Raw genomic sequence first — 25,940 nt, forward strand, 5'->3', positions numbered from 1 at the left:
ATGGCGTTCGCAGTCCCTGCCCGCCCCTACGATTTCATCCTCGACCCGAAGCACGTCGCGCTCGTCGTGATCGACATGCAGCGCGACTTCATCGAGACGGGTGGCTTCGGCGACGCTCTCGGCAACGACGTTTCCCGATTGACGAAGATCGTGCCGACCGTCGCGGCGCTGATCGCGCTGTTTCGCGCGCGCAAGCTGCCGATCGTGCATACGCGCGAGGCGCATCGGCCTGACCTCTCCGACTGCCCGCCCGCCAAGCGCTTGCGCGGGAAACCCGGCCTCAGGATCGGCGATGTCGGTGCGATGGGGCGCATCCTGGTGGCCGGCGAGCCTGGCAACCAGATCCTTCCCGAACTCGCACCGGTCGAAGGCGAGATCGTCATCGACAAGCCCGGCAAGGGGATGTTCTGGGGAACGGGTTTGCAGGACACGCTGGCCGGCCTGGGTATCACACAACTCGTCTTCGCCGGCGTAACCACCGAGGTCTGCGTGCAAACCTCGATGCGCGAGGCGAACGACCGCGGCTACGAATGCATGCTCGTCGAGGACGCGACCGAGAGCTATTTTCCGGAGTTCAAGGCGGCCGCGATCGAGATGATTGTCGCACAGGGCGGTATCGTCGGCTGGGCGACGCCGCTCTCCGTCCTCGAAAATGCGTTCGCCGAGCAGGTAGTGCATGGTTGACCTGGCTCGTGAGCACCGGTTCGAAACGCGCCCGAGCATGCTGATCGATGATCCGGAGACCCTGGCCGAAATCACAACGGTCTTCGACGCATACGAAAAGGCCCTGTTGGAAAACGATTCTGCGACGCTGGACGCAATGTTCCTGCATTCGGACGCGGCTGTACGCTACGGCGTTGCCGAGGTTCAGTACGGCATCGACGAGGTCAGGCGTTTCCGCGCCTTGCAGAAGCCGTTCGACCGCACGCTGTCGCGTACGGTCATCACCACCTATGGCCGAGACACGGCAATTGCCTCGACGCTGTTCTATCGCCACGACGCTCCCGGCCAGGTGGGGCGCCAGATGCAAACATGGATCAGGACAGCTGATGGCTGGCGCGTCGCCGCTGCGCACGTCAGCATGATGGATACCAAAGTTCCCGGGCTCCCATTAGATCCAGTCATTGACCCAGCCTGAGCGCTGGCTGCTTCGGTTGATGACCAGCTTTCAACCTGACATTGCCCAAGACCCGGCCAACGGCGCCAGCCCGCCGAAACGTGCAAGGATGGCAGGTTGGGGGAGAAAAGGGATGCGACCGGCCCTTTTCGGCTCGCTAGCGCATTCGTCCGATCTTTCCGCGCAACCAGCCTGAGGCGATCTCGGCAAGCAGCACAAGGCCGATGATGACCAGCAGGATCGCAGCGACACGCTGGCTTTCGAGTTGCTGGGTGGTGCGCTTCAGGTACCAGCCCATGCCGCCGCCGCCGAAAAAGCCGACCACGGTCGCGGCACGGAACGCAACATCCCAGGTATAGATTGCGATGCCTGTGAACGCGACGCGCACCTGCGGCAGCACCGCATACTGGAAGACCTGCAACGGGCTGGCGCCCACGGAGCGAAGGGCATCCACCGGCCCCATATCGATGGCTTCCAACTCGTCGGCGAACAGCTTTCCGGCAAAGCCGATGCAAAACACGGTCAAGGCAAGTGTGCCAGCCAGCATGCCGAAGCCCAGAACGGTCACGAACAGGATCGTCCAGATCGTCTCGTGGATCGACCGACTTCCCATGATCGCGAACCGCCCGAAGGAGTAGGCGATCCGCCGGCCGATCGTGATGTTGCGGGCAGCAAGCCACGCTAGCGGAATCGAGCAGGCCACGCCCAGGAAGCCGCCCAGGAGAGACATTTCCAGCGTGCGGATCACCGACCGGATGAAGTCGGCGTCGGTGATGTAGCCCAGATCAGGTGGAAAATACCTAGTCGCCAGAATCTCCGCGAGGCGCGGAAAAGCTCCCAGCACGCGCGACAGGTCGATGTTTAGGAAGGCGATCGACCATCCCAGGAACGCGAGAAGGCAAAGGATCACGGAGAAGCGGATCGTCGCCTCCGGATGCCGGTAGCGCGACCAGGTCCTGCGGGGCGCGGCGCCGGTTTCGATGGTAAAAACGGTCATGGCGCCCTCCTCAGATCACCGCCTTGCGGGCGTAGTGCGAGACGACCTCGCCGATCGCGATCAAAACCAGCACGGCGAGCACGACCAGCGTCACGCCGCCATAGTTGAACATTGCCATCTGTCGGAAGAACACGAGACCAAGTCCGCCGGCGCCCACCAGCCCCATGATTGCGGAGCGGCGGATGTTGATGTCCCATTCGAAAATGATGGTCCCGATGATCACCGGCAGGATCTGCGGCACGATGCCGTAATACATCACCTGGAACTGGTTGCCTCCAACGGCACGGATCGCCTCGACTGGCTTCGGATCGATGTTCTCGATTGCCTCGGCGGTGATTTTCGAAATGAAGCCGATAGAACGCATTGCGACTGCGAGGATACCGGGAAGCGCTCCGAGCCCGACCGCACCGACAAATAGAAGCGCCCAGATGATCTCGTGGATCGAGCGCGACAACACCATCAAGAAGCGCCCAGCAGGGTAGAAGAAATACTTGCTCGGCGTCACGTTGGCTGCGCCGAACCAGGCAACCGGCAGCGAAAGCACGCAGCCGAGCAGCGTACCCAGCGTCGCCATCATCAGCGTTTCCATCGCTGGCACGATCAGGTGCGGAACCAGAGACCAGTCGATCCACAGGAACCGTTCCAGCGTGCCGCCGATACCGAGAGCGCCACCCATACGCGCCCAGTCGGTGTCGACCATGATGGTGTCCCAGAAGCACCAAGCCAGCACGGCCAGGCCGGCCGCCACGAGCAACCAGTTGTTGAGGCGGCGGCCGCGCTTGTGCGCGACCCACGCATCGAACCCGTGTTCGGAGGCAGTGGGCGCCGTGACGCTCATCACAGCACCTCCATCGCATAGATCTCGTCGAGATCCTGCTTGCGCATGCCCTTGGATGGTCCGTCGAACTTCTTATGCCCATCCTGCATGCCGATGATCCGGTTGCAGGTCTCCAACGCTAGCTGCACGTCGTGGATGTTGCAGAGCACCGGCACCTTGAACTCGTCCGCAAGCTCGCGGATCAGGCCCATGACGTCGCGGGAAATCTTGGGATCCAGCGCAGAGGTCGGCTCATCCAGCAGCAGGATTTCCGGCTTCTGCATCAGTGCCCGGGCAATGCCGACGCGTTGGCGCTGACCGCCCGAAAGTGCGTCGGCGCGCTTGTCGACATGATCCTGCAGCCCAACGCGCTCCAGAAGGTGCAGCGCCCTGTCGATGTCCTCGGCCGGAAACGCCTTGAAGAAGGAGCGGAATGCGCCGGTGTAGCCGAGCCGGCCGGAGAGCACGTTGTCCATCACCGACATGCGGTTCACCAGGTTGAACTCCTGGAAGATCATGCCGATCCGCCGCCGCAGGTGCCTGAGTTCGCCGGCGCGCAGGGCGCGGACGTTCTGGCCGAACAGAACGATGTCGCCATCGGTCGGCTCGACCAGCCGGTTGACGCAACGGATCAGCGTCGACTTCCCGGCCCCGCTCGGGCCGATGACGGCGCAGAAGTCGCTGCCGTCGACGGAGAAGTCGATACCCTTCAGGATCTGCGGTCCGCCGGCTGCGTAACTGACCTTTAGGTTGCGAACATCGAGCACGGGCACCTGGTCCTCCTCGTGTCCGGAAAGGCCGTGTCCCGCACGGCCCTCCACGATTCCGGCCTCGTGTCTCACTGGCCCTCGGCCTTCTTTTCTGCGTCCACCAGCTTGCGGATGATGTCGTAGTCCGAATCCTGCATGGCGACGAACTTGGTCGACTTGATGCCGTCGAAGAACGGCTTTGCGTCAGGATTCTCATGCAACGTCAGGAAAGCTTCCCGGATCGCGGCTTTGATGGGATCGCAGAGGTCCGTGCGATAGACCATCGGGTCCTGCGGGATGATGCCCGACTGCCAAAGGACGCGATAATCCTCGGGCGCCGCGAGGCCGCGATCGATGACGTTGTCGAGGCGGTGAGTCGCGACGAAAGCGTCGTCTACGCGGCCCTCCTTGACGGCCAGAGCCGACTGGTCGTGGCCCCCGGTATAGACCACCTTGGAGAAGTATTTCTCCAGTTCCGGTCCGGTACCGATCTGGTCTCCGAATACCATTCGCGGCATCAGGTTGCCCGACGTGCTGGCCGGATCGGCGAGACCGACGATCGTGCCCTTCAGTGACTCGATGCTGTCGAACTTCGAGTCGGATTTCACGACCAGCACGGCCCGATAGCCAGGCCCCTCCTCCTGGAAATGCCCCTTGATCTTCGTATAGGTCGCGAACACCTCCAGGTTGGGGTCCTTCTCCTTGGCAAGCACGTAGGAGTTCGGCCCATGCACGCCGATGTGCACCCAGCCGTTGACCATGCCCTCGATAACCGAGGCGTAGGAGGTGGGCATGAAGAACTCGACACTCTTGCCGGTCTTCTCTTTCAGGGCCGACAGGAGCGGCTTGTAGATGTCGAGTTCCTGTGTCGTCTCCTCGGTCGGAATGATCGAGAAGACAAGCTGGTCGGGGTCCTTGCATTCCTGCGCAAACGCAGCCGACGCATAGGCGACGATCGCACTGGCGGTAGCCATCGATGCGAATATACGGGTAGCAGGCTTCATGTAATTATCCTCCCTTTTGAGCGTAGATTCCGACGGAGAGGCCGCGCCAGGCAGCCACGCCGCAAAATTCCAGTCAGGCGACCGCCTTGCGGCCGCTGCCCTCCACATGCGCAACCGCAAGAAGGCTTTCCCGGCTGCCGATAAAATTCTGGCCGCGTTCCCCCTCGAACGCGGTGTCGATGAGCGTACGCCATTCCGCCTCGGCGATGCCGTATGTGCGGAAATCGGTCGAAATGCCGAGCTTGTCGAGCGTGGTCTCCAGGCGCTCGGCGGCACCGGCTGCATCCGTTCCAAAGATCGAACGCAAGCCCTCCTCGCAGATGCCCCCCTGACCGGCGACGCTGCGGATGATCATGGGCAGCGAGAATGAGCAGGCAATGCCATGCGGTACGCCATGCTTGAGCGTGATCGGATAGGAAAGCGAATGTGCGATCGCTGTCTTGGTGTTGGAGAACGCAAATCCGGCAAGCGTAGCCGCCCGCGCCATACGCTCGCGCAACTGAGCATTGCGCAGGTCTCCGGCAAGCGCTGGCAACGTGGAAAGGACGCCGCGGGCGGATGCGACCGCATGGGCCGCCGACACCGGATTGGCGTTTCGGTTCCAGAGGCTTTCAAGCGAATGCGAGAGCGCGTCGAGGCCGGTCTGGATCGTCAATTCGCGCGGTTTGCCGACCATAAGTTCCGGATCGACCAGGGCAACCTTGGGATAGAGCCCCGGATGCGCCAGCGAATATTTGCTGCCTGCGCCATTGTCCCAGACCGTGCCCCAGCACGTCACTTCGCTGCCGGTGCCAGCTGTGGTCGGCACGGCGATCAGCGGCCATGGGGAAAGCGTCTCGGCTGCGGCGCGCTTCTTCAGAAACGCGTCCATCACGGCGAAATCACCACGGGCGGCGGCGAAGACCTTGGCGGAATCGATCACCGACCCGCCCCCCAGAGCAACGACCACAGGCGTTGCTGAAAGCCCGGCGAACCGGGCGACCTGACCTTCGAGCAACGCAATGTCCGGGTTGGGAGCGATGTCGTCGACGACCAGCAGCGGTTTTCCTGCACTTTTTTCGAGCGTGGCGGCCAAGGTTTGGAAGTAGGGCTCGCCATAGGTAACGAGCACATAGGGGCGCCCGTCCAGCAGCGAACCAAGCTTTGAAAAGCTGCCCTGTCCGAATTGGACGTCAACCGGGTTGTGATAGGACCACACGGCGATTTCCTGCGTTGAATGTTCTTACATCGCAGACCGTGACCGACTTGCCGTCCATTGACTAATACAAATTTGCGGCCACTATCATTGACTGTGGCTATAGTATTTACCCATCTTCGATCCTTCCACGCGGTGGCCGAGCACCGCGGCTTCACCGCCGCCGCACAGGCGCTCAATATCAGCCAGCCCACCGTCACCACGCAGGTGAAGGAGTTGGAAGAGCGCTACGGCGTGGAACTGCTGGTGCGGCGCGGACGCCGCGTCGAGCTGACGGAGACCGGCGCGGCGCTGTTCGACATCAGCCGCAGGATCATGAAGCTGACCGAAGAGGCCGATGAGCTGCTGCTCAGCAGCGGCCACCTGACGATCGGTCAGTTGCGCGTCGCCGCTGTCGGCCCCTTCCACGCCACCGACATGATCGCCCGCTTTCTTGCCGCCTATCCGGCAATCAGGGTCAGCATGCTCCTGGGAAATTCAGACCAGACGTTGCAGCGCATCCTCGAGCTTGAAGCGGACGTCGCGATCCTGGCCCATGTGGTCGATGATCCGCGCGTGCATTCAGTGCCATTCAGCACCCACGAGGTCGTCGTCTTCGTCAACACCGATCATCCCTGGAACGCGCGCGACACTGTTTCGATCGCCGAACTGGCGGATCAACCCCTCATCTTGCGCGAGACCGGATCGACGACGCGGCGCGCACTTGAACACGCCGCAGAGACGGCAGGTGTCGAGATACGGCCGTTTCTGGAAATCGGATCGCGCGAGGGAATCTGGAAAGCCGTCGAGCGCGGGCTCGGGATCGGGGTCGTGGCGGATTTCGAATTCGTCGCGCATCCCCGACTTGCAACCGTCGCCATCTCCGACGCCACGATACGGACCGAATATCGGCTGGCCTGCCTCCAGGAGCGGCGCAATTCACCAAAAATCGCGGCCTTTATGGAAACCGTTCTTGCCGACCGGCACGCGGGTCGATAGCTCCAACCTATCATTCTATTGATACTATCGATTTGACCGATGGCTGCCCCGGCGCGACTCCTAGAGGCTCTGCGCCGGAGCCGCCTCGATGCATATTTCAATGATCCTTCTTCACCTTGCCGGCGCCGTCATGCTGCTGCTTGTCGCGGTCCATATGGTGAGGACCGGCATGGAACGCGCGCATGGCACGTCGCTTCGCCGCCTGCTCGGTCACGCGCGGCGCGGGCGCGTGCCGGCCGCCGCAGGAGGAGCGGTGATGGCGGTTCTGCTCCAGAGCTCCACGGCGGTGGCTATCCTCGCCTGCGGATTTGCCGCAAGCGGCGCGCTCCCTATCGCAACTGGCATAGCCCTGCTGCTCGGCGCCGACCTCGGCTCTGCGATCGTCGTCAGGGTGCTGTCGTTCGACCTCAACTGGCTGATCCCGGTATGTCTGCTCGCCGGCGGCATCCTGTTTCTCAAGACCCGTGGGCAGAAGACGCGCGAAACGGGACGTATGGTGCTTGGCATCGGATTCGTCCTGATGTCCCTGCAGCTCATCGCCACAGCCACCGGGCCACTGCGCGATGGGGGCATGTTGCCGACCGTCGCACGGTATCTTGCGGAGGATTACGTGTCGGCATTTCTGCTGGGCGCGGCATTTACATGGCTGATACATTCAAGCGTCGCATCGGTGCTCATGTTCGCCACCTTCGCAAGTCAGGGTCTGATGTCGGTCGAAGCGGCCGTCCCGATGGTGCTCGGTGCAAATCTCGGCGGTGGGCTGATCGCGTACTGGCTGTCGCGCGGCATGCCGGCGGAGGCTTCGCGTCTGCCGGTTGCCAATCTACTGTTTCGCCTGGCCGGCTCCGTGCTTGCTCTCGCCCTGATCGAAACGGCGCTTCCGCCTTTCGAATTCCTCGGCGCGAATGCCGGCGCGGCTCTCGTAAACCTGCATCTCGCCTTCAATGCCGCGTTGGTCGTGTTCTGCCTGCCGTTCGTAGGGCTGATGGAGCGCATGCTTGCGAATTTGATATCGGCCGCGTCTGCAAAGCCGGCCGACCAAGATCCCCTGCGTCGGCGCATCAGCGCACTCGATCGCGCGGTCATCGGCACGCCACGGCTTGCGCTCGCGAGCGCCACGCGGGAACTGCTGCGCATGGGCGAATTGGTGGAAGTGATGGTCCGGCCGGTCATGGACGTTTTCAATGGTGGCGACAGGGACGACATCCTCCGCATCCAGGGCGTCGATGCGGAGGTCAACCAGGCGCACAGCGACATCAAGCTCTATCTCGCCGAGGTCAATCGAGGCGAAATGACGAGCGAAGAGGCTCAGCGCAGCATTGAGTTGACGGATTTCGCCATCAATCTCGAACACGCCGGCGACATCGTCGCAAAGAACCTGCTGCCGCTTGCCCTGGAACGCGCGCAGAAGCGATTTCGTTTCTCCGACGAAGGCTGGGGCGAACTGCAGGACCTGCACCAACAGTTGCTGGAGAACATGCATCTCGCACTGAACGTGTTGGTTTCCCAGGATTTGCCTTCCGCGCGCCAACTCGTCATTGAAAAGGAGAGGATGCGCAAACTTGCCCGCGCCAGCCATGACCGCCATCTCAAGCGGCTGCAGACGGGGACGGTCGAAAGCATCGAGACGAGCAGCATGCACTTGGAGATCGCGCGTGCGCTCAAGGAACTCAACTCGCTGCTGGCAACCGTCGCCTATCCGATCCTAAAACGCAGCGGCGACCTGCTGGAAAGCAGGCTGGTGCAGCCTTCCCACTCCTAGGTTGCCTGCGCGGGTACCGCTGTTCAGTTCTCGACCGCAACCTGCTCGGCGATCTTCCAGAAGGCGCGGACCAGCTTGCCGCCCGAGCGTTCGCGCAGGCAGATGAGCGCCTCATCCATCATGACTTCCGGCGCGTCGATCCTCAGTGGCGACAGGCCGCTATGCAGTCCAAACTCGGCAGCCGAAACGAAACCGACGCCCGCCCCCGACGCGACGATCTCGCGCACGGCCTCGCGACCTTCCGCCTCGATCGTCGCTTTAAGAGTTACACCATGGTCTTGCGCCATGGCCTCCAGCTTGTGCCGGGTCTTAGACCCGCGCTCGCGCATGATCAGGGAATGGCCGACCAGTTCCTCGAGAGTAACGGACTGACGCCCGGCCAGTGCATGCGAACCGGCGACAAACGCAATGATAGGCGTGGAGTTGAGATGCAAGATCTCGAACTCCCTGCCCTGTGGAATTTCGCCGAGAATGCCGAGGTCGGCCTCATAGGCAAACAGGCTTGAGATCACCGTTTCCGTGTTGCCGGACCGGACGCTGATCTGGATGCCGGGATAGGCCTCACGGAAGCGTCCCAGCACATGCAGCATGTGGTGGGCCGCATCGGCGACTATTCGCAGGACGCCCGACCGGAGCGCTTTCGATTCCGAAAGTAGGTCTAGCGCCTGCTGTTCAGTATCGAACATGCGGTGCGTGATATCCAGAAGCTGCTGCCCCTGCTGCGTCAGCGAAACCTGTTTCTTGTGCCGGTTGAAAAGCAGAACGTCGTACTCTTCCTCCAGCTTGCGGACCTGGTCGGAGATCGCGGGCTGGGTGAGGAAAAGTGCCTCGGCCGCCCGTGAAAATCCTCCGCAGATCGCCACGTAGTGAAATGCTCTGAGCTGAACGTAACGCATTCATTTTTCCCGAATGCCGGCTGACCGACCGACCGACGACCTATCGCCACAACTTATTGATGAATACAAAATAACGATTTGGCAAATAGAAAAGCTCAGCGCATGGTGTGGCCGCGTTCACCGGAGTTGCACACAATGGCGCCAGAATTCTCGAAAAATCCCCCCTTCGAAGCGCCCGCGCTGGGCGAGCCCTACCTGCTGACGCCAGGCCCCCTCACGACCGCTTATTCGGTCAAGCAGGCGATGCTGAAGGACTGGGGCTCGTGGGATGCTGACTTCCGCGCGATGACCGCGGATCTGCGCCGCCGTCTGCTCGATCTGATCGGCGACGAGAAGGGAGCATACGACTGCGTCCCGATGCAGGGCTCGGGATCGTTCTGCGTCGAAGCGATGTTGGGGTCGTTCGTGCCGAAGGACGGAAAGGTCCTCGTCTTGGCGAACGGCGCGTATGGGCTTCGGGCGGCCCAGACGATGGACTATCTCGGCCGCGCTCACACGCTGATCGACAAAGGCGACTATCTGCCGCCGCGAGGCGACGAGGTCGCCGCTGCGCTCGACGCCGATCCGGCGATCACCCATGTCATCGCCATCCATTGCGAGACCAGTTCCGGAATTCTGAATCCACTCGCAGAGATTTCCGATGCCGTGCATTCCCGGGGCCGCAAGTTGCTCGTCGATTCGATGAGTGCCTTCGGGGCCGTGCCGCTCGAGGTAAGCCGCATACCCTACGAAGCGATGGTGTCGTCAGCCAACAAGTGCATCGAGGGCGTACCCGGCTTTGGCTTCGTCATCGCAAGGAAGACGGCGTTGGAAGCGGCAAAGGGCAACAGCCATTCACTGTCGCTCGACGTCCACGCCCAGTGGACAACTATGGAGAAGACGGGCCAGTGGCGGTTCACGCCGCCCACACACGTCGTTGCCGCCTTCATCGAGGCGCTGAAGATGCACGAAGCAGAGGGCGGGGTCGCGGCGCGCGGCGCCCGCTATACGCGGAACCGCGACGTCATGGTTGCCGGCATGAAAGAACTCGGCTTCGAGACGCTGCTGTCGGACCACTGGCTGTCGCCGATCATCGTCACATTCTTCTGCCCCGCCGATCCGAACTTCGTTTTTTCGAAGTTCTATGAGCTGATGAAGGAGAAGGGGTTCATCATCTATCCCGGTAAGCTGACGGTGGTGGACTCGTTCCGCGTCGGCTGCATCGGGCGGATGGACGAACATGTAATGCGCCGTGTCGTCGAGGCGGCCGGGCTGTCGCTCGCGGAGATGGGCGTGACCAGCGCCGCCCCACCGAGCGCCGCGCTCGATGAACGGTCGAAGTTGGCTGCTTGAGGCGAACGACAAACCATAGAACGCGTCAATCAAACCAATTCAGAATTGCGATTGGGCAAATGGATTGGAATGCGCGACACAGGCACCGACCTGTCAGATTTGAGGAAATGCCATGAACCAGATGTCTCCTGTCTCCGTTTCAGCCAACGGCCGATCCTACGCTTGGCCTCGTGTGCCCGCGATCGCCATCTGCCTGGACGGCTGCGAGCCGGCCTATCTGGACGAAGCCATTGCGGCCGGGTTGATGCCCACACTCAAGCGCATCCGCGAGAACGGCACGGTCCGCACCGCACACTCGGTGATCCCGAGCTTCACCAACCCCAACAATCTGTCGATCGCCACGGGACGCCCGCCTTCAGTGCACGGCATCTGCGGCAACTACCTCTACAACCCGGAAACCGGGGAAGAGGTTATGATGAACGACCCGAAGTTCCTGCGCGCGCCGACTGTCTTCAAGGCGTTCTACGACGCCGGCGCCAAAGTCGCCGTCGTCACCGCCAAGGACAAATTGCGCGCCCTGCTCGGCCACGGCCTAGCCTATGACGACAACCGTGCGATCTGCTTCTCTTCGGAGAAGTCGGACACCACCACCAAGGCTGCCAACGGCATCGACAACGCCTCCGCCTGGCTCGGCCGACCGGTTCCCGAAGTCTATTCGGCCGAACTGTCGGAGTTCGTCTTCGCCGCCGGCGTCAAGCTTCTCACGGAGTTCAAGCCGGACGTGATGTATCTGACCACGACGGACTACGTGCAGCACAAGTATGCGCCGGGCGTGAAGCAGGCGAACGATTTCTACGAGATGTTCGACAAGTATCTCGCAGAGCTCGACGCTCTGGGAGCCGCCATCGTCGTTACAGCCGACCACGGCATGAAGCCCAAGCACCACGCCGACGGCTCGCCCTCGGTAATCTACGTCCAGGATTTGCTCGACGAGTGGGTCGGCAAGGATGCGGCGCGCGTCATCCTGCCGATTACCGATCCCTATGTGGTTCATCATGGCGCGCTCGGCTCGTTCGCAACGGCCTATCTGCCGGCAGGCGCCGACAGGTCAGCCATCATCACTCGTCTGGCTGCGATCGACGGCATCACCGTCGTGCTCGGCCGCGAGGAGGCTTGCGCGCGCTACGAGTTGCCAGAGGATCGCATTGGAGACATCGTGATGGTCTCGGGCGAAAACGTCACCGTGGGGACGTCCGAGCACCGGCACAATCTCGCGGCCCTCGATGAGCCGCTACGCTCGCATGGCGGCCTGACCGAGCAGGCGGTGCCCTTCATCGTCAACCGTGTCCTGCCGGACATGCCGGACGCGCCGACGCTCCGCAACTTCGACGCCTTCTACTATGTGGCCATGGCCGCGGCGCAGCAGAAGTGAGGGACACGACCATGACCAAGGCGCAACCCACCATCACTGTTCGCCACGAGCCTATGCGCATCGCCGGCGAAAGGGTCGATGCCGACGGCGTCGTCGAGGTTCGATATCCGTGGGACGACACCGTGGTTGGCACCGTGCCGGCGGGCGGCGCCGAGCACGCCCGCCGGGCCTTCGAAATCGCGGCAGCCTACCAGCCGAAGCTCACCCGCTATGAGCGCCAACGCATCCTTTTGCGCACAGCCGAGCTTCTGAACGGGCGCAAGGACGAAATTTCGGATCTCGTCACGCTCGAGTTGGGAATCTCCAAGCAGGATTCGCTCTATGAGGTCGGCCGCGCCTTTGACGTCTTCACGCTCGCCGGGCAACTGGCGATCCACGATGACGGTCAGGTCTTTTCCTGCGACCTGACCCCTCACGGCAAGGCGCGCAAGATTTTTACCGTACGCGAGCCGCTCAACGCCATCTCCGCGATCACCCCGTTCAACCATCCGCTGAACATGGTCTCGCACAAGGTCGCGCCGGCGATCGCCACCAACAACTGTGTCGTCGTCAAGCCAACGGAGCTGACGCCGATGACCGCGCTGGTGCTGGCCGACATCCTGTACGAGGCCGGCCTGCCGCCTGAAATGCTCTCCGTCGTAACCGGCTGGCCGGCCGACATCGGCGACGAGATGATCACCAATCCCAACATCGACCTGATCACCTTCACGGGCGGCGTACCCGTCGGCAAGATGATCGCGTCGAAGGCCGGCTACAAGCGGCAGGTGCTCGAACTCGGCGGCAACGATCCGTTCATCGTGCTCAACGACCTGTCCGACGACGATCTGGCCAAAGCCGCCGATCTTGCGGTAGCAGGCGCCACCAAGAACTCCGGCCAGCGTTGCACGGCCGTCAAGCGCATCCTCGTCCAGGAACAGGTGGCCGACCGCTTCGTACCCATGGTGCTTGAGCGGGCTAGGAAGATCGTCTTCGGCGATCCGATGGATCCGGCAACGCAGCTCGGCACAGTGGTGCACGAGAAGGCTGCCGCGCTGTTTGAAAGCCGGGTCGAGAAAGCTGCCGAGGCTGGTGCGGATGTCCTCTATCATCCGGGTCGCAGCGGGGCCCTCCTCCCGCCGATCGTCGTCGACCGCGTCCCGCACGAATCCGAACTGGTGATGGAGGAGACCTTCGGCCCGATCGTGCCAATCATTCGTGCGCCGGATGACGACGACGCGCTCATAGCGCTCTCCAACTCGACCGCCTTCGGGCTTTCTTCGGGCGTCTGCACCAACGACTACCGTCGCATGCAGAAATACATTGCGGGCCTGAAGGTCGGCACGGTCAACATCTGGGAAGTTCCCGGCTACCGCATCGAGATGAGCCCCTTCGGTGGAATCAAGGATTCGGGCAACGGCTACAAGGAGGGCGTGATCGAAGCGATGAAGTCGTTCACCAACGTCAAGACCTTCTCGCTGCCCTGGTAGAACCTGCATGACATACGATCTAGCCGTCGTCGGCGCGGGCATCGTCGGACTGGCTCATGCCCTAGCGGCAGCCAAGCGTGGCCTGAGCGTGGTGGTCATCGACCGCGATGCGCAGGCCAACGGTGCGTCGATCCGGAATTTTGGCCTCGTCGTTGTGGCCGCCGAAGAGCCCGGCCGCCAGCGGAAACTTGCCGAACGTTCGCGGGAGGTTTGGCTCGAGATCGCCGGTCCGGCCGGCATCCAAATCCTGCACCAGGGGCTGCTCGCCGTAGCGCAGCGACCGGAAGCGCTGACGCTGCTCGAGGCGTTTGCAGCCATGGACAGCAGCGCCGGCTGCACCCTGCTCTCCCCCGGCGAACTCGGCCGCAGACAGCCCGGCCTCAACCTCGAGAACCTACGCGGCGGCCTTCTGAGCCCGGCGGAAATCCGCGTTGAATCGCGTGAAGCTATCCCCAGGATAGCGTCCTATCTCGAGGCTGAACTGAAGGTGGATTTCCGCTTCGCAACGACCGTCAACGGCGTCTGTCCGCCCGTCGTCGATACCAGCGGCGGCCCGGTGCGCGCCGCGAAGACCGTGGTCTGCCCGGGCGACGATTTGACAGGGCTCTTTCCTGGCTTCATCGCCCGTCACGACGTACAGCGCTGCAAACTGCAGATGCTGCGCCTTGCAGCCAATGGTCTTCGCCTCGGCTCGGCCGTGGTCTCCGATCTGAGCCTTATCCGCTACCCCGGCTACGCATCGCTCCCAGAAGCCTCGTCCCTGCGCGCGCGGCTCGAAGGCGACAGCGCCGAAGCCCTGCGCAACGGCGTGCACATGATCGCGGTGCAGAGCGCCGACGGTTCGCTCGTCGTCGGCGATTCCCATCACTACGGGCAAACGCCTGATCCCTTCGGATCGGAAGCTGTCGACGCATTGATCCTGCAAGAGTTCGGTGCGGTCTTTGCAACGGCGCCGACAGTTGCGGCGCGCTGGACCGGAACCTACGCGTCCGCGCCGGAACGCGCGCATTTCCTCGAGCGGCCCGGCGACGATATCCGCCTCGTCATGATCACCAGCGGCACCGGCGCGAGCACGGCTTTCGCCATTGGCGAGGAAACCATAACCGAGCTATTCAACTGATGCCTCTGGCAACATGACCGGCCAGGCGTCAGGCCGAGCGGGGAGAGACGCGGCGATGACCATTGTCCACACGGAAGGCGAGTCCAACCGTGCTCCAGCTCGGCAGGAGTGGAACGCGCGCCAGCATCACGCGCCGACCCACGAGCTTCTCCGGCGCGACGCCGACGCCTTCCTGCACCAGAGCCTGTCCAGCCCTTGCGTATCGACGATCGCGAAGGCCGAAGGAATATGGATAGAGGACCTGGCGGGCAGGCGATACATGGATTTCCATGGCAACAGCGTCCATCATATCGGCTATGCCCACCCGCGGCTTGTCGCTGCCATAAAACAGCAGCTTGATGATCTCAGTTTCGCACCGCGCCGCTTCGCCTGCGAACCCGCGGTCGAGTTGGCCGAGAAGCTGGCGCGGCTGGCGCCGGCCGACCTCTCGAAAGTGCTGTTCACCACTGGTGGTTCGGATGCGATCGAAGTCGCGTTGAAGGTGGCGCGCGCCGCCACCGGACGCTTCAAGACGCTGTCTTTCTGGGATGCCTTCCACGGCGCGGGCTTCGGCGCGGCCAGCGTCGGCGGCGAGGCGACGTTCCGCTCGCAGATTGCCGGTCCGCTTGTCACCGGCGCCGAACACGTCGCGCCGTGGGCGAGTCGGAACTGCGCCTACGGGCACGACAGCCTCGAAGCTTCCGCCCGTGCGTGCGCGAACATGATCTCCTTCGTGCTTGGGCGCGAGGGAGATTTCGCCGCCGTCGTTGCCGAACCTATGCGCGCCACCCCCCTGGTTCCGGCGCCCGGATTCTGGAAAGCCGTGCGAGAAGCCTGCGACCGGCACGGCACTCTGCTCATCTTCGACGAAATCCCGACCGGCCTCGGCAAGACCGGCAAGTTCTTCTCGCACGAGCATGACGGCGTCGTTCCCGACTTACTCGTTCTGGGCAAGTCGCTGGGCGGCGGTATCCTGCCTATCGCTTCGGTCGTCGCAAGGCGCGACCTTGACGTCGCCGGCGACTACGCGATCGGTCACTACACCCACGAGAAGAACCCGGTGACGGCGCGCGCGGCGCTGACCACGATCGGCATCATCGAGGACGAAGGCCTCGTCGAGCGGGCGGCCGAACTCGGCGGCTATGCCATGGCAAGGCTTTCACAGACGATGGCACGCAGCCCGCATTTCGGCGAGGTGCGCGGCCGTGGCCTGATGATGGGTGTCGAGCTTGTGACCGACATCGACAGCTATGCTCCTGCCCGCGAGTTGGCGGAGCGTGTCTACTATCGCTGCCTCGAGGAAGGTCTGAGCTTCAAGATCAGTGCGGGCAATGTGCTGACACTGTCGCCTCCGCTCGTGATCGAACGTCAGGACCTCGACCGTGCGCTGGCCATCGTCGAGCGCGCAGTCATGGCCGGCTGAATGCTTCCTGCGCCACGACATGTATCGCCATGAGCGATAGTGTCATCGATTAAATAGATTTTACTTATCCAGGTCCGTTCCCCAACATTCTGGTCATGGACGTCTTGAAGCCGGCGGTACCGGCCTGCCGCAGAGCAGCAAGCGTCCCCTTGCATCCGCTTCAGGTGCCAAAAATGGGGAACACAATCATGACAACATATCGCGCAGCCGCACTTGCCGCTTTCGCGACGGCCCTATCCGCATCGGCGGCCTTCGCCGAGACCCAGTTGACTGTCTATACCTCGATCGAGGCTGTTGACCTCGACCGCTACAAGCAGACTTTCGAAGCCGCCAATCCCGACATCAAGATCAACTGGGTTCGTGACTCGACCGGCGTCATGACCGCCAAGCTGCTGGCGGAGAAGGACAACCCGCAGGCCGATGTTGTGTGGGGCGTGGCGGCAACATCGCTTCTCCTGCTGAAGAGCGAAGGCATGCTCGAGCCTTACGCGCCGGCCGGCGTCGAAAAGCTCGATCCGAAATTCGTGGACTCGTCCACCCCGCCGAGCTGGGTCGGCATGGACGCCTATGTGGCTGCGCTCTGCTACAACACCATCGAGGCGGAGAAGGTCGGCCTCACCCCGCCCAAGTCGTGGAAGGACCTGACCAAGCCCGAGTACAAGGGCCATGTCGTGATGCCGAACCCGAACTCGTCGGGCACAGGCTTCCTGGACGTTTCCGCCTGGATCCAGATGTTCGGCGAGAAAGACGCCTGGGCATTCATGGACGGCCTGCACGAGAACATCGCCGCCTACACGCACTCCGGTTCCAAGCCCTGCAAGATAGCTGCGGCGGGCGAGACGGTAATCGGCGTGTCGTTCGAGTTCCCAGGTGCCAACGCCAAGAAGGCAGGCGCACCGATCGACATCATCTTCCCCGAGGAAGGTTCCGGCTGGGAGGCGGAAGCAACCGCCATCATCGCCGGAACGGCCAATCTCGAAGCCGCCCAGAAACTGGTCGACTGGTCCATCACCAAGGAAGCCAACGAGATGTACAATGTCGGCTACGCGGTCGTCGCCTATCCAGGCATCGCCAAGCCTGTCGAGCATCTGCCCGAGGACATTCCCTCCAGGATGATCAAGAACGACTTCGAATGGGCTGCCAACAACCGCAAGGCCATTCTGGCCGAATGGCAGAAGCGCTACGACGCAAAGTCCGAACCGAAGGGTTAGCCTCTTGAGGACGAGGCCGGGCGGAGCGATGATCGCGCCCGGCCTTTTCACACCACAGAAGAGGTCGTCCGATGAAACACGAGACCATTCCGGGCGCGACACGCGCTGCGGCAAACTCGCGGCTGTCGGCGGAAGGGACCAAGCCCGTGAAGCCCCCCTACCTGCAGATCGAGAACGTCTGGAAGACTTTTGGCGACTTTGCCGCGCTCAAGGGTATCTCACTGTCAATCTCGGAAGGCGAGTTCGTTTGCTTCCTCGGCCCTTCCGGATGCGGCAAGACAACGCTGCTGCGCGCCGTGGCCGGTCTCGATCTCCAGACCCGCGGTTCCATCAGCCAGGGCGGCAAGGACATTTCGGTCCTGCCGCCGTCGCAGCGCGACTACGGTATCGTGTTCCAGTCCTACGCGCTCTTTCCGAACCTGACGATCGAAAAGAACATTGCCTTCGGCCTTGAGAACACGCGTCGATCCAAGGTCGAGATCACGCAGCGGGTGGCCGAACTTCTGGACCTTGTCGGCCTTGCGAGTCAGGCAAAGAAGTACCCCGCGCAGCTTTCCGGGGGACAGCAGCAGCGCATCGCCCTGGCGCGCGCTATGGCCATCTCTCCGGGTCTCCTGCTGCTTGACGAACCGCTTTCGGCGCTCGACGCGAAGGTGCGCGTCCATCTGCGCCATGAGATCAAGAACCTGCAGCGCAAGTTGGGCGTGACCACCATCATGGTCACTCACGATCAGGAAGAGGCTCTCGCGATGGCCGACCGGATCGTGGTGATGAACCATGGCGTGATCGAGCAGGTCGGAACGCCGACCGAGGTCTATCGTGAACCGACGAGCCTGTTCGTCGCCGACTTCATCGGCGAGACCAACCAGTTTCCGGCCACGGTGCTGGACGACGGCAAAGTAGCGCTGACCGGCACCGAACTCGCCTGCGCGCCGCATGGCTGTGCTGTCGGTCAGCCGGCTACCGCGGTGATCCGTCCGGTCGACGTAATTCCCCATGGGCACGGCGCCCGTTCGCCGGCAGCGCCCGATGCGATCGCCACTCCCGACAACCTGATTGACGTAGATGTGCGAGAAATGGAGTTCCTCGGCGGCTTCTGGCGCACCCGCCTCGCCTCGCCGCGCTTCGGCGACAGCCTGCTCGTCGCCGATTTTTCGGTCAACGCCGTGCGCCGGCTCGACATCGTCAAGGGCAGCGCCATGAGCGTGGAGCTTCCGCGCGACCGGGTGCTCGTCTTTCCTCGGAGAGCTGCCTGACATGACCGCCGCAACGCTGGAAATCCCCAAGGGCCGCGCGTTGCGGGCCAAGGTCTCCGGTGACGACCTCGCCAAGCGCGGCTTGATGGTTGTCATATCGCTCTACCTCCTGATGGCGCTGGCAGCGCCGCTCTATGTCCTGCTTTCGAAATCCGTCTCGACATACAGATTCGACCTGACGGCGTTTGAACTGCAGCGCAGCGACGAGCGAGCCGCGAATTGGAGCGAGCCAAAGACCGTCGCAATGCTCAATGACGAGGTCGGGGGCGCGATCGCGCCGGACAGGTTGGACACCCCCGGCTCGGACGGTCGTCTGTCGCTGACCGCGCTTTATCCCGATTTCAGCTTCCGCAGTCCGGTCATGTATCGCATCCGCGGTACAAGCGACGATGCGGCCTATCTCGTCGGCTCGGAACTGCATCGGGGGACAGATTGGCTCGAGCTGGATTCAAACACATTCCGTCGCGTGGTGATCCGCCCCTCGGCGTCGTTTGGGCTCGGCAACTTCATCGCATACTTTTCAACGCCGGCGCTTGCGCAATCGATCGCCAATTCGGTGCTGATGGGTGTCGTCAGCACCGTGCTGGTCATCGGCATTGCGTTCGGCCTGGCCTATGCGCTCAACCGGAGCTGCATGCCGTTCAAGGGCTTCTTCAGGCTGATCACGACGATTCCCATTCTCGTGCCGTCGCTGTTGCCGGGTATCGCGCTGGTCTACCTCTTCGGCAATCAGGGCCTGTTGAAGGGCCTCATGATGGGGCACTCCATCTACGGCCCGATCGGAATCGTCATAGGGTCGGTGTTCTTCACCCTGCCCCACGCCCTGCTCATCATCTCGACCGCGCTGTCGGTCGCCGACCAGCGCCACTACGAAGCGGCGCAATCATTGAGGTCGAGCCCATGGCGTACCTTCTGGACAGTAACCGTGCCCGGCGCGCGCTACGGCATCATCTCGGCAGCCTTCGTGGTGTTCACCCTCGTCATCACGGATTTCGGACTGCCGAAGGTGATCGGCGGCCAGTACAACGTGCTTGCGGTAGACATCTACAAGCAGGTCATCGGCCAGCAGAATTTTGAAATGGGCGCGGTGGTGGCCGTCCTTCTGCTTGTACCGGCCGTCGCCGCCTTCTTCGTTGACAGCGCCATCCGCAAGCGCCAGGTTGCGTTGCTGTCGGCGCGCTCGGTGCCCTATCGGCCGAAACCCGAGCGTGGCTTTGACACTGTCTGCTTCGCCTATTGCTCCGCCGTGGCCCTGTTCATCCTGACGATGATCGGCGTCTGCCAGTTGGCGGCAACCGTGAAATTCTGGCCCTACGACCTCACTCCCAGCTTCAACAACTTCCGTTTCGACCTGATGGATGGTGGCGGCTGGGGTGCCTACTACAACTCGATCGTGATGGCGCTGCTAACCGCGACTTTCGGCACGGTCGTCGTCTTTGTCGGAGCCTATATGGTGGAAAAGACCGACGGTTTTGCGGCCGGGCGCACCCTTTTCCAGTTCCTTGCCATGCTGCCGATGGCGGTGCCAGGTATGGTCCTCGGCCTCTCCTACATCTTCTTCTTCAACAATCCGGCCAACCCGCTCAACCCGATCTACGGCACGATGGCGATCCTGGTGATCTCCACCGTCACCCACTTCTACACGGTCTCGCACCTTACGGCCCTCACGGCGCTTAACCAGATGGACCGCGAGTTCGAGCCGGTCGCCGCTTCGCTCAAGCAGCCGTTCCACCGCCTGTTCTTCCGGGTAACCGTGCCGGTTTCGCTACCCGCCATCCTCGACATCTCGATCTACCTGTTCGTCAATGCGATGACGACCGTCTCGGCAGTGGTGTTTCTCTATTCGACGCAGACCCAGTTGGCCTCCGTGGCCGTACTCAACATGGACGATGCGGGAGACATCGCGCCGGCGGCGGCAATGGGTATGATGATCTTCTACACCAACGTCGCCGCGCGCCTGCTGCATGGTTTCGGCTCATGGTTCCTCCTGAGGCGTTCCCAAGCTTGGCGGGTCAGGTAGCATCGCTGCCGGCAACAGGAAGGGAATAGCCGCTCCGGCGGTCGCACCCTGCCGCCAACGGCGGGAATGCCATGAAGACCGATTGGAGGTAGATAACCCTACGCTGCGCAAGCCTCAAAGTAGCTTGCTCGACTGTGCCGGCTACGGCCTCTATCGGCACATGGGATCAACGCGATGCTGGGATATCGGGACTAAGCCGGGTGGCCTCGACCTCAAGCTCCTTCTGCCGCTTCACCTGGTCGCACTTCAATCCGCTAGACTCCTCACGCCAGCGGATCCACCCCAACGACTCAAGCCTGCTGACCTGCAGGCGATCTTGACTTCGTCATGTTCCCGGGTCGCGCCCAATGTCGAGCGCGCCATGCGTCGGCCAATGAGGAACCGGCAGCGCCATGATGGCGTATCGCCCTCGGTCGGCAGGCCTCGGCAGCGCGGCTACCGTGCGAACATGCGATCCAGGCCGTCGAAGGCCTTGGCGATGGTTTCGAGCGCGAAAGGATCGTAGGCAGGCGCCGCCTGATCGGCGGTCAGGGTATCCGGGGTCCACAGCCACCACCGAAATTTGGGTAACAAACAGTGTAACAATCGACTTTCGGACTCCCTTGTTTCCTTGCATCCCAAGCGAGATTCGAGTCCTGTTCAGGGAGCCACTTTCACCACCAGCAAGTTCTGTCGCCGCAGACGCGCCCGGCTGCGTTTCCAATCCGCCTGAAACCGCTTCGCATTCATTGCGCTCAGCGCGTGATCGAGCGTCGTCGTCGACCGCAGGCGTGGCCGCCAGCAGAGACGCTCGCCGCCGTCGACGCCCAGCCCCTGCCCTACGCGCTTGCCGCGAACTCGATCCGGTTCCTGCCGTTCTGCTTGGCGCGATAGAGCGCCGCGTCTGCCTCGGACAGCAGGCTATCGACGCAGCCGGCGCAGCCGTCGTCGCTGAAGGCGAGGCCGATGCTCGCGGTGACGGAAATCGTCCGGCCGTTGGCAAGCGTCACCGGCCGTTCGCCGACCGCATCGAGGATGCGCTCGCCAATGGCGACAGCTTCCGCCCTCGATCCTGGCGCATCGAGCAGGATCGCGAACTCCTCGCCGCCCATGCGTGCCAACAGGTCGCCGTTGCGCAGGCAGTTTCTGACCCGGCCCACGAAAGACACCAGGACCTCGTCGCCCGTGGCATGGCCGAAGCTGTCGTTGATCGCCTTGAACCTGTCGATGTCGATCATCATGATCGACCGCGACGCATTTGCGGCCTGGAACGCCCGCTCCGCGGCTTCCCTGAACGCGCTGCGGTTGGCGGCGCCAGTCAGGGTGTCGTGGCTGGCCCTGTGCCGCAGTTCGGCGAGCAGTTCGTTGCGGCCGTGCATGATGCTCGCCAGCATGATCGGCGCCATTGAAACCAGCGCGATGGCGATGCGCACGGAGACAAGCGCCTTTTCATCGTAGGGCTCGATGAAATGAGGATAGAGGCCGGCGCCGGTCGCGATCAGCGTCCAGCATCCGAAGATCGCCGTCAGCAATGTCGTGCGAAACACCGAATAGGTCAGCCCGCACCAGAGCAGCGCCGGCACCGGATAGGCGATCGCGCCCGGTCCCCCGCCCAGGACGGCGACGAGGCAGGACGCAAAAACGGCAAGCGCCGGCGCAGCATTTGGCCAGCGCCGGCTTTCGACCGCCCGCTCGGGGCCCGTCCCGCCGTCCCCTGCTTTCGGCAGCGCGAGGATGAGGGGCAGGAACGTCACGTAGTTGACCAGTTCGGTTGCAAACCAGAACGACCACCCTTCAAACGCGCCGCCAGCAAAAAGGAGCGGATTCGCAAGGGCGCCGACAAGACCGGCCGCGGCTCCGGCAATGGCAGAAGCGAACAAGAGATGGAACATCGCCGTCGAATGGCGCAGGCTGACGACTTCCTCGGACACGCGACGCAGCACAAGGTAGCCGGCCGCAACGCCCACCAGGTTGGCTGCGTTGAGGACGATGGCCTTCTGCAGGCTCGACCCGGTGATCAGGTCCGCGACGAGATAGGCTGCCGCGGCGGCGGCCCAGCCGAAAAGCCCCGCCGACTTCGGAAAGCGGATCAGCAGTCCGAGCATGACGGCGTTGGCCGGCCACAGCGCGGCCAGGAACCCCACAGGCCGCGTCAGAATGCCGAACAGGCACGCCGCGAGCACGATGGCTCCGAGAATGACAGGCGCCCCCCGTGGCGAGCGAAACCAACCGCTATTCACATGTGCAAACGGGATCGAAATCCTGACGTCCGAAATACCGCCCTCCACCCAAGTCCACGTCCCAGCAACCCAGCTATAGCGCGGGACGCACCGATTCGCACTTCCAGGCGGTGCGACCGACCCGATGGACTTGGTTCGCCTGTCCGGTCGCTTTCGCGAAAGCGCGTGTCGATCCGGAGGGCGGTGATGGTTCCTAGAGCACGAGCAGCGTTGCGAGGCCCAGCATCAGACCCATGCCCGCGATGTCGGTGCCGGTCGTGAGGAAGATGCTCGACGCCGTGCAGGGATCCGCGCCGAGCCGGCGCAGCGTCAGCGGAACCAGCACGCCGAACAGCCCCGACGCCATGCACGCTCCGATCATCGCGAGCAGGATGACGAAACCGAGCGTCACCGCCTCCTGTGCGCTTCCGCCGGCAGTCCAGTACATGGCCAGTCCTGCAACGACGCCGGTCAGCGCACCATTCATCGCCCCAAGCGCGAGTTCCTTCGTGATCAACTTGCCGACGGAATGATGGTTGAGGTCGCCGAGCGTGATGCCACGTAGGGTGATCGCCAGCGCCTGGCATCCGGTGTTGCCGCTCTGTCCCGCGAGGATCGGCAGGAAGGCGGCCAGCGCGACGATCTGGCTGATCGTCCCCTCGAACAGGCTGACGACGAAGCCGGCGGCGAACGCTGTCAGGAGGTTCACCTGCAGCCAGGGATGGCGCATCTTGAAGGCAGTCCAGATGCCGGTATAGAGCCGCTCCTCCTTGGCCACGCCGACCATCTGGCCGGACTGCGCGCTGATTTCGATCGCCTGCCGCTCGAACAGCCGCCAGCCGCGCACGATGCCGATCACGCGCCGGTCGGCGTCGACCACGGGATAGACCGGATAGTGACGGTGGATGGCCGCCTTGTCGGCGACGGCCAGTTCCATGTCCGGCCGCAGCGCGAAGGGTTCGGGAAGCATCACGTCGCCCAGCGTCTCTTCGGCGTCTGCCAGGAGCAGGTCGCGGATGACCGTCAGGCCAACCAGCCGTTCTTCGGCATCGGTGACGTAGAGGTACGTGATCTGCCGGGGCGTCTCGTGATTGCGCAGGTAGGCGATCGCCTCAACCACAGTCATCGTCTGCGGCAGCACGGCCAGCGCGGGCTCCATGATCTCGCCGACCGTGTTCTCGACGATATCGCTCAGCGCCTCCGACGCCTGGGACCGCAGTTCCGGTGGCAGGTAGGCCTTGATGTGGTTGGCCAGGACCAGTGGCAGTTCGGCCAGCACCTCGGCGATGCGTTCCGGTGATTCCTTGGCCAGCATATCGGCGGCGTCCATGGGGACGCGCGCCCGCAAGGCGCGGACCAGCGCCGCGAGGTCTTCGTCATGTTGCCCGCTCATCAAATGCTCTCCGAACATCAGCGCCACGGCCGTACCAGTCGAGATTGACAGAGCGGCAAGCCGTTCAGCAAGGGAAATTGGCGGTGGGATCGGTCGCATGGGGCTCGGACCAGCCCGTTCCGCCGATCCTTTCGGCTTGTCGCCAACGCCTGTCGCGGGTTATGCCGGCTCTTGCCACGCGCATCGGCGCGATGGCGACAGGGAGAGAAACAAATGCGGCTCGTCCTTCTGCTCGTCGTCGCGCTGCTGGCCGCATGCCAGTCGACGAAAAAGGAAACCGACTACGGCACCAAGCCAAAGACCTGCGATGCGCGCTCGGTCGACAGCGGCCTTTGCGTGCCCGGCGAATATGACTAAGCACGGCGCCAGGCTGCCGCTGCCCGAAACACCCCCGAAGGAAGTTCCATGACCGCATACGCCGCTGCGCTCGGCCAACCGCAATGCCCGATCTGCGCGGGCACGGTGTTCGGCCCGGGCCCCAAGGGGCGCACCGCGCCCAACGGCGCGATGCCACGCTGCGCCGGGTGCCAGTCGCTCGAGCGCCACCGCATATTCCGCATCATGTTCGATCGGCTGGGCGTCGAGACCTTCGCCGGCTGGAAGGCGATCCAGTTCAGCCCCGATCCGACCGTCGATGCGTCCTGGTTCGCCTCGCACGAGCTTTCGGTCTACGGGGAACCCGGTGGCCTCGACATCCAGGCAATCGACCGGCCTGACGCCGCCTACGATATCGCCATCTGCTCGCACGTTCTGGAACATGTCGGCGACGACCGCGCGGCGCTCAACGAATTGCTCCGCATCGTCTCTTCCGACGGCATGCTCTACCTCGCCTTCCCCGATCCTTTCCGCGAGGAGGTGACGCGCGACTGGGGCTTCCCGAAACCGGAGAAGCACGGCCATTGGCGCGTCTACGGCGCCGACGTCGTTAAGCGTTTCGCCGCTTACATCCCCGACCAGCCGGTGCTTGCCTATCGCGGCGAGGATCCGGTCACCAGCGAATCCGAGGGAGCGTTCCTGCTGCCGCGGTCGGCCGGGCGCCATCGCTGGATCGTCGAGCGGCTCGGCGCCTCCGTCAGCCTCTTTGCCGGGCCGTCAGCCTAGCCGGCGACAACGTCGGCAGACAGGCGCAACTCGCGCAACGGCCTGACCCGGGCCGTCGTCTCGGCATAGGTCGGATGCGCCTTGTAGGCGGCGAGCGCCGCCGCGTCCGCGAATTCCGCGTAGACGACAACGTCGACCTCGTCGCAGAGCGGATCGACCTTGGTGTTCAGCGAAACCTCGAAGACGCTGGAATGCGGGATGGCGCCGAGCGCCATGAGCCCCGACCGTACCGCCTCGGCGGACTCATGCCGCTTCGCGCTGAAGAAGACGATGTGCCTGATCACCTTGGCCTCCGGAACATGGCGGCTGTTTATGAGCCCGGAGGATCGCGGTCAACGCGGCGGAATTACACGGGGGGGCCGGTCAGGCCCCGACCATCGCCGTCAGCCGCTTCAACTCCATCACCGTGGCGGTGATGTAGCGGCCGTCGTTGTAGCCGACATCCCAGATGAGGAATGCCGTCACGATGCAAATTCCAATGACGTAGCGCATGGCGTGCTTCCCGTGATCGGAGGAACATCCGCCTTTTCGACCGGGCAGACAACCCGTGCCGG

24 protein-coding genes are annotated in these 25,940 nt (G+C 63.1%); 14 read left to right on the forward strand and 10 right to left on the reverse strand.

What is annotated here, in order from left to right:
* A complete protein-coding gene (locus tag ABUE31_RS18570) occupies positions 1-684 on the forward strand; it encodes a cysteine hydrolase family protein (protein WP_367725196.1) in 684 nt (227 codons plus the stop codon).
* 37 nt (positions 685-721) lie between these two features.
* Positions 722-1,138: an oxalurate catabolism protein HpxZ gene (gene hpxZ, locus ABUE31_RS18575; RefSeq protein ID WP_367725320.1), complete on the forward strand. Its 417-nt coding sequence runs from the start codon at positions 722-724 to the stop codon at positions 1,136-1,138.
* Positions 1,139-1,274: 136 nt separating this feature from the next.
* Here hpxZ and phnE (ABUE31_RS18580) read toward each other — a convergent pair whose 3' ends face one another.
* The 5 genes from phnE (ABUE31_RS18580) to psrA all read right to left on the reverse strand — a co-directional run bounded on the left by phnE (ABUE31_RS18580) (position 1,275) and on the right by psrA (position 5,882).
* Positions 1,275-2,114: a phosphonate ABC transporter, permease protein PhnE gene (gene phnE / locus ABUE31_RS18580; protein ID WP_367725197.1), complete on the reverse strand. Its 840-nt coding sequence runs from the start codon at positions 2,112-2,114 to the stop codon at positions 1,275-1,277.
* A 10-nt stretch (positions 2,115-2,124) separates the two neighbouring features.
* Positions 2,125-2,952 (reverse strand): phosphonate ABC transporter, permease protein PhnE, encoded by an 828-nt coding sequence (gene phnE / locus ABUE31_RS18585; RefSeq protein WP_367725198.1) that lies wholly within the window; start codon positions 2,950-2,952, stop codon positions 2,125-2,127.
* Positions 2,952-3,773: a phosphonate ABC transporter ATP-binding protein gene (phnC, locus tag ABUE31_RS18590; protein ID WP_367725199.1), complete on the reverse strand. Its 822-nt coding sequence runs from the start codon at positions 3,771-3,773 to the stop codon at positions 2,952-2,954. Before phnC ends, phnE (ABUE31_RS18585) begins: the two co-directional genes overlap by 1 nt.
* Entirely contained in the window at positions 3,770-4,684 is a 915-nt protein-coding gene (locus ABUE31_RS18595; protein WP_367725200.1) for a phosphate/phosphite/phosphonate ABC transporter substrate-binding protein, read from the reverse strand. The genes phnC and ABUE31_RS18595 overlap by 4 nt, the downstream gene beginning before the upstream one ends.
* Positions 4,685-4,757: 73 nt before the next feature.
* The gene (gene psrA, locus ABUE31_RS18600) at positions 4,758-5,882 is read right to left on the reverse strand and encodes an iron-containing alcohol dehydrogenase PsrA (RefSeq protein WP_367725201.1); all 1,125 of its coding nucleotides are present in this window, start codon (positions 5,880-5,882) and stop codon (positions 4,758-4,760) included.
* A 93-nt stretch (positions 5,883-5,975) separates the two neighbouring features.
* On the opposite strand from psrA, the gene ABUE31_RS18605 reads away from it, so the two are divergent.
* Positions 5,976-6,857 (forward strand): LysR substrate-binding domain-containing protein, encoded by an 882-nt coding sequence (locus tag ABUE31_RS18605; protein WP_367725321.1) that lies wholly within the window; start codon positions 5,976-5,978, stop codon positions 6,855-6,857.
* A gap of 88 nt (positions 6,858-6,945) precedes the next feature.
* Positions 6,946-8,619: a Na/Pi cotransporter family protein gene (locus ABUE31_RS18610; protein WP_367725202.1), complete on the forward strand. Its 1,674-nt coding sequence runs from the start codon at positions 6,946-6,948 to the stop codon at positions 8,617-8,619.
* A gap of 23 nt (positions 8,620-8,642) precedes the next feature.
* Here ABUE31_RS18610 and ABUE31_RS18615 read toward each other — a convergent pair whose 3' ends face one another.
* Positions 8,643-9,515: a LysR substrate-binding domain-containing protein gene (locus ABUE31_RS18615; RefSeq protein ID WP_367725203.1), complete on the reverse strand. Its 873-nt coding sequence runs from the start codon at positions 9,513-9,515 to the stop codon at positions 8,643-8,645.
* A 135-nt stretch (positions 9,516-9,650) separates the two neighbouring features.
* On the opposite strand from ABUE31_RS18615, the gene ABUE31_RS18620 reads away from it, so the two are divergent.
* The 8 genes from ABUE31_RS18620 (at position 9,651) to ABUE31_RS18655 (ending at position 20,694) form a co-directional block, all read left to right on the forward strand.
* The gene (locus tag ABUE31_RS18620) at positions 9,651-10,847 is read left to right on the forward strand and encodes a 2-aminoethylphosphonate--pyruvate transaminase (protein ID WP_367725204.1); all 1,197 of its coding nucleotides are present in this window, start codon (positions 9,651-9,653) and stop codon (positions 10,845-10,847) included.
* Between the two features lie 112 nt (positions 10,848-10,959).
* Positions 10,960-12,219, forward strand: a complete 1,260-nt coding sequence (gene phnA, locus ABUE31_RS18625) for a phosphonoacetate hydrolase (protein ID WP_367725205.1) — start codon at positions 10,960-10,962, stop codon at positions 12,217-12,219.
* An 11-nt stretch (positions 12,220-12,230) separates the two neighbouring features.
* Positions 12,231-13,685 (forward strand): phosphonoacetaldehyde dehydrogenase, encoded by a 1,455-nt coding sequence (phnY, locus tag ABUE31_RS18630; RefSeq protein ID WP_367725206.1) that lies wholly within the window; start codon positions 12,231-12,233, stop codon positions 13,683-13,685.
* A gap of 7 nt (positions 13,686-13,692) precedes the next feature.
* Positions 13,693-14,805: a TIGR03364 family FAD-dependent oxidoreductase gene (locus tag ABUE31_RS18635; RefSeq protein ID WP_367725207.1), complete on the forward strand. Its 1,113-nt coding sequence runs from the start codon at positions 13,693-13,695 to the stop codon at positions 14,803-14,805.
* Between the two features lie 55 nt (positions 14,806-14,860).
* A complete protein-coding gene (gene pbfA / locus ABUE31_RS18640; RefSeq protein ID WP_367725208.1) occupies positions 14,861-16,207 on the forward strand; it encodes a (R)-1-hydroxy-2-aminoethylphosphonate ammonia-lyase in 1,347 nt (448 codons plus the stop codon).
* A gap of 188 nt (positions 16,208-16,395) precedes the next feature.
* Positions 16,396-17,418: a putative 2-aminoethylphosphonate ABC transporter substrate-binding protein gene (locus ABUE31_RS18645; RefSeq protein WP_367725209.1), complete on the forward strand. Its 1,023-nt coding sequence runs from the start codon at positions 16,396-16,398 to the stop codon at positions 17,416-17,418.
* A gap of 71 nt (positions 17,419-17,489) precedes the next feature.
* Complete coding sequence (locus ABUE31_RS18650; protein ID WP_367725210.1) at positions 17,490-18,674, forward strand: putative 2-aminoethylphosphonate ABC transporter ATP-binding protein; 1,185 nt, start codon at positions 17,490-17,492, stop codon at positions 18,672-18,674.
* A 1-nt stretch (position 18,675) separates the two neighbouring features.
* Positions 18,676-20,694, forward strand: a complete 2,019-nt coding sequence (locus tag ABUE31_RS18655; protein WP_367725212.1) for a putative 2-aminoethylphosphonate ABC transporter permease subunit — start codon at positions 18,676-18,678, stop codon at positions 20,692-20,694.
* A gap of 818 nt (positions 20,695-21,512) precedes the next feature.
* Here the strand turns inward: ABUE31_RS18655 and ABUE31_RS18660 are convergent.
* Together ABUE31_RS18660 and ABUE31_RS18665 are read right to left on the reverse strand one after the other, a co-directional pair.
* On the reverse strand, positions 21,513-22,856 hold the full coding sequence (locus ABUE31_RS18660) for a GGDEF domain-containing protein (protein ID WP_367725214.1): 1,344 nt from the start codon (positions 22,854-22,856) through the stop codon (positions 21,513-21,515).
* 250 nt (positions 22,857-23,106) lie between these two features.
* The gene (locus tag ABUE31_RS18665) at positions 23,107-24,285 is read right to left on the reverse strand and encodes a magnesium transporter (RefSeq protein WP_367725216.1); all 1,179 of its coding nucleotides are present in this window, start codon (positions 24,283-24,285) and stop codon (positions 23,107-23,109) included.
* A 213-nt stretch (positions 24,286-24,498) separates the two neighbouring features.
* On the opposite strand from ABUE31_RS18665, the gene ABUE31_RS18670 reads away from it, so the two are divergent.
* Together ABUE31_RS18670 and ABUE31_RS18675 are read left to right on the forward strand one after the other, a co-directional pair.
* A complete protein-coding gene (locus ABUE31_RS18670) occupies positions 24,499-24,642 on the forward strand; it encodes a hypothetical protein (protein WP_367725218.1) in 144 nt (47 codons plus the stop codon).
* A 48-nt stretch (positions 24,643-24,690) separates the two neighbouring features.
* On the forward strand, positions 24,691-25,386 hold the full coding sequence (locus ABUE31_RS18675) for a class I SAM-dependent methyltransferase (RefSeq protein ID WP_367725220.1): 696 nt from the start codon (positions 24,691-24,693) through the stop codon (positions 25,384-25,386).
* On the opposite strand, the gene ABUE31_RS18680 is transcribed toward ABUE31_RS18675, so the two are convergent.
* Together ABUE31_RS18680 and ABUE31_RS18685 are read right to left on the reverse strand one after the other, a co-directional pair.
* The gene (locus ABUE31_RS18680) at positions 25,383-25,670 is read right to left on the reverse strand and encodes a Dabb family protein (RefSeq protein ID WP_367725222.1); all 288 of its coding nucleotides are present in this window, start codon (positions 25,668-25,670) and stop codon (positions 25,383-25,385) included. The genes ABUE31_RS18675 and ABUE31_RS18680 overlap by 4 nt on opposite strands.
* Before the next feature lie 79 nt (positions 25,671-25,749).
* Positions 25,750-25,878: a hypothetical protein gene (locus tag ABUE31_RS18685; protein ID WP_367725224.1), complete on the reverse strand. Its 129-nt coding sequence runs from the start codon at positions 25,876-25,878 to the stop codon at positions 25,750-25,752.
* Between the last annotated feature and the right edge of the window lie 62 nt (positions 25,879-25,940).

Origin of the sequence: Mesorhizobium marinum (assembly GCF_040813675.1) — a bacterium.
GTDB lineage: Bacteria > Pseudomonadota > Alphaproteobacteria > Rhizobiales > Rhizobiaceae > Mesorhizobium_K > Mesorhizobium_K marinum.

Bases quoted from the DNA above. Each gene is read 5' to 3' on its own strand.
- phnE (WP_367725197.1), bottom strand. From the start codon at position 2,114: ATGACCGTTTTTACCATCGAAACCGGCGCCGCGCCCCGCAGGACCTGG.
- pbfA (WP_367725208.1), top strand. From the start codon at position 14,861: ATGACCATTGTCCACACGGAAGGCGAGTCCAACCGTGCTCCAGCTCGG.
- ABUE31_RS18570 (WP_367725196.1), top strand. From the start codon at position 1: ATGGCGTTCGCAGTCCCTGCCCGCCCCTACGATTTCATCCTCGACCCG.
- ABUE31_RS18610 (WP_367725202.1), top strand. From the start codon at position 6,946: ATGCATATTTCAATGATCCTTCTTCACCTTGCCGGCGCCGTCATGCTG.
- ABUE31_RS18650 (WP_367725210.1), top strand. From the start codon at position 17,490: ATGAAACACGAGACCATTCCGGGCGCGACACGCGCTGCGGCAAACTCG.
- ABUE31_RS18615 (WP_367725203.1), bottom strand. From the start codon at position 9,515: ATGCGTTACGTTCAGCTCAGAGCATTTCACTACGTGGCGATCTGCGGA.
- ABUE31_RS18685 (WP_367725224.1), bottom strand. From the start codon at position 25,878: ATGCGCTACGTCATTGGAATTTGCATCGTGACGGCATTCCTCATCTGG.
- ABUE31_RS18675 (WP_367725220.1), top strand. From the start codon at position 24,691: ATGACCGCATACGCCGCTGCGCTCGGCCAACCGCAATGCCCGATCTGC.
- phnE (WP_367725198.1), bottom strand. From the start codon at position 2,952: ATGAGCGTCACGGCGCCCACTGCCTCCGAACACGGGTTCGATGCGTGG.
- ABUE31_RS18665 (WP_367725216.1), bottom strand. From the start codon at position 24,285: ATGAGCGGGCAACATGACGAAGACCTCGCGGCGCTGGTCCGCGCCTTG.
- phnY (WP_367725206.1), top strand. From the start codon at position 12,231: ATGACCAAGGCGCAACCCACCATCACTGTTCGCCACGAGCCTATGCGC.
- ABUE31_RS18595 (WP_367725200.1), bottom strand. From the start codon at position 4,684: ATGAAGCCTGCTACCCGTATATTCGCATCGATGGCTACCGCCAGTGCG.
- ABUE31_RS18635 (WP_367725207.1), top strand. From the start codon at position 13,693: ATGACATACGATCTAGCCGTCGTCGGCGCGGGCATCGTCGGACTGGCT.
- hpxZ (WP_367725320.1), top strand. From the start codon at position 722: ATGCTGATCGATGATCCGGAGACCCTGGCCGAAATCACAACGGTCTTC.
- ABUE31_RS18620 (WP_367725204.1), top strand. From the start codon at position 9,651: ATGGCGCCAGAATTCTCGAAAAATCCCCCCTTCGAAGCGCCCGCGCTG.
- ABUE31_RS18655 (WP_367725212.1), top strand. From the start codon at position 18,676: ATGACCGCCGCAACGCTGGAAATCCCCAAGGGCCGCGCGTTGCGGGCC.
- phnA (WP_367725205.1), top strand. From the start codon at position 10,960: ATGAACCAGATGTCTCCTGTCTCCGTTTCAGCCAACGGCCGATCCTAC.
- ABUE31_RS18645 (WP_367725209.1), top strand. From the start codon at position 16,396: ATGACAACATATCGCGCAGCCGCACTTGCCGCTTTCGCGACGGCCCTA.
- ABUE31_RS18670 (WP_367725218.1), top strand. From the start codon at position 24,499: ATGCGGCTCGTCCTTCTGCTCGTCGTCGCGCTGCTGGCCGCATGCCAG.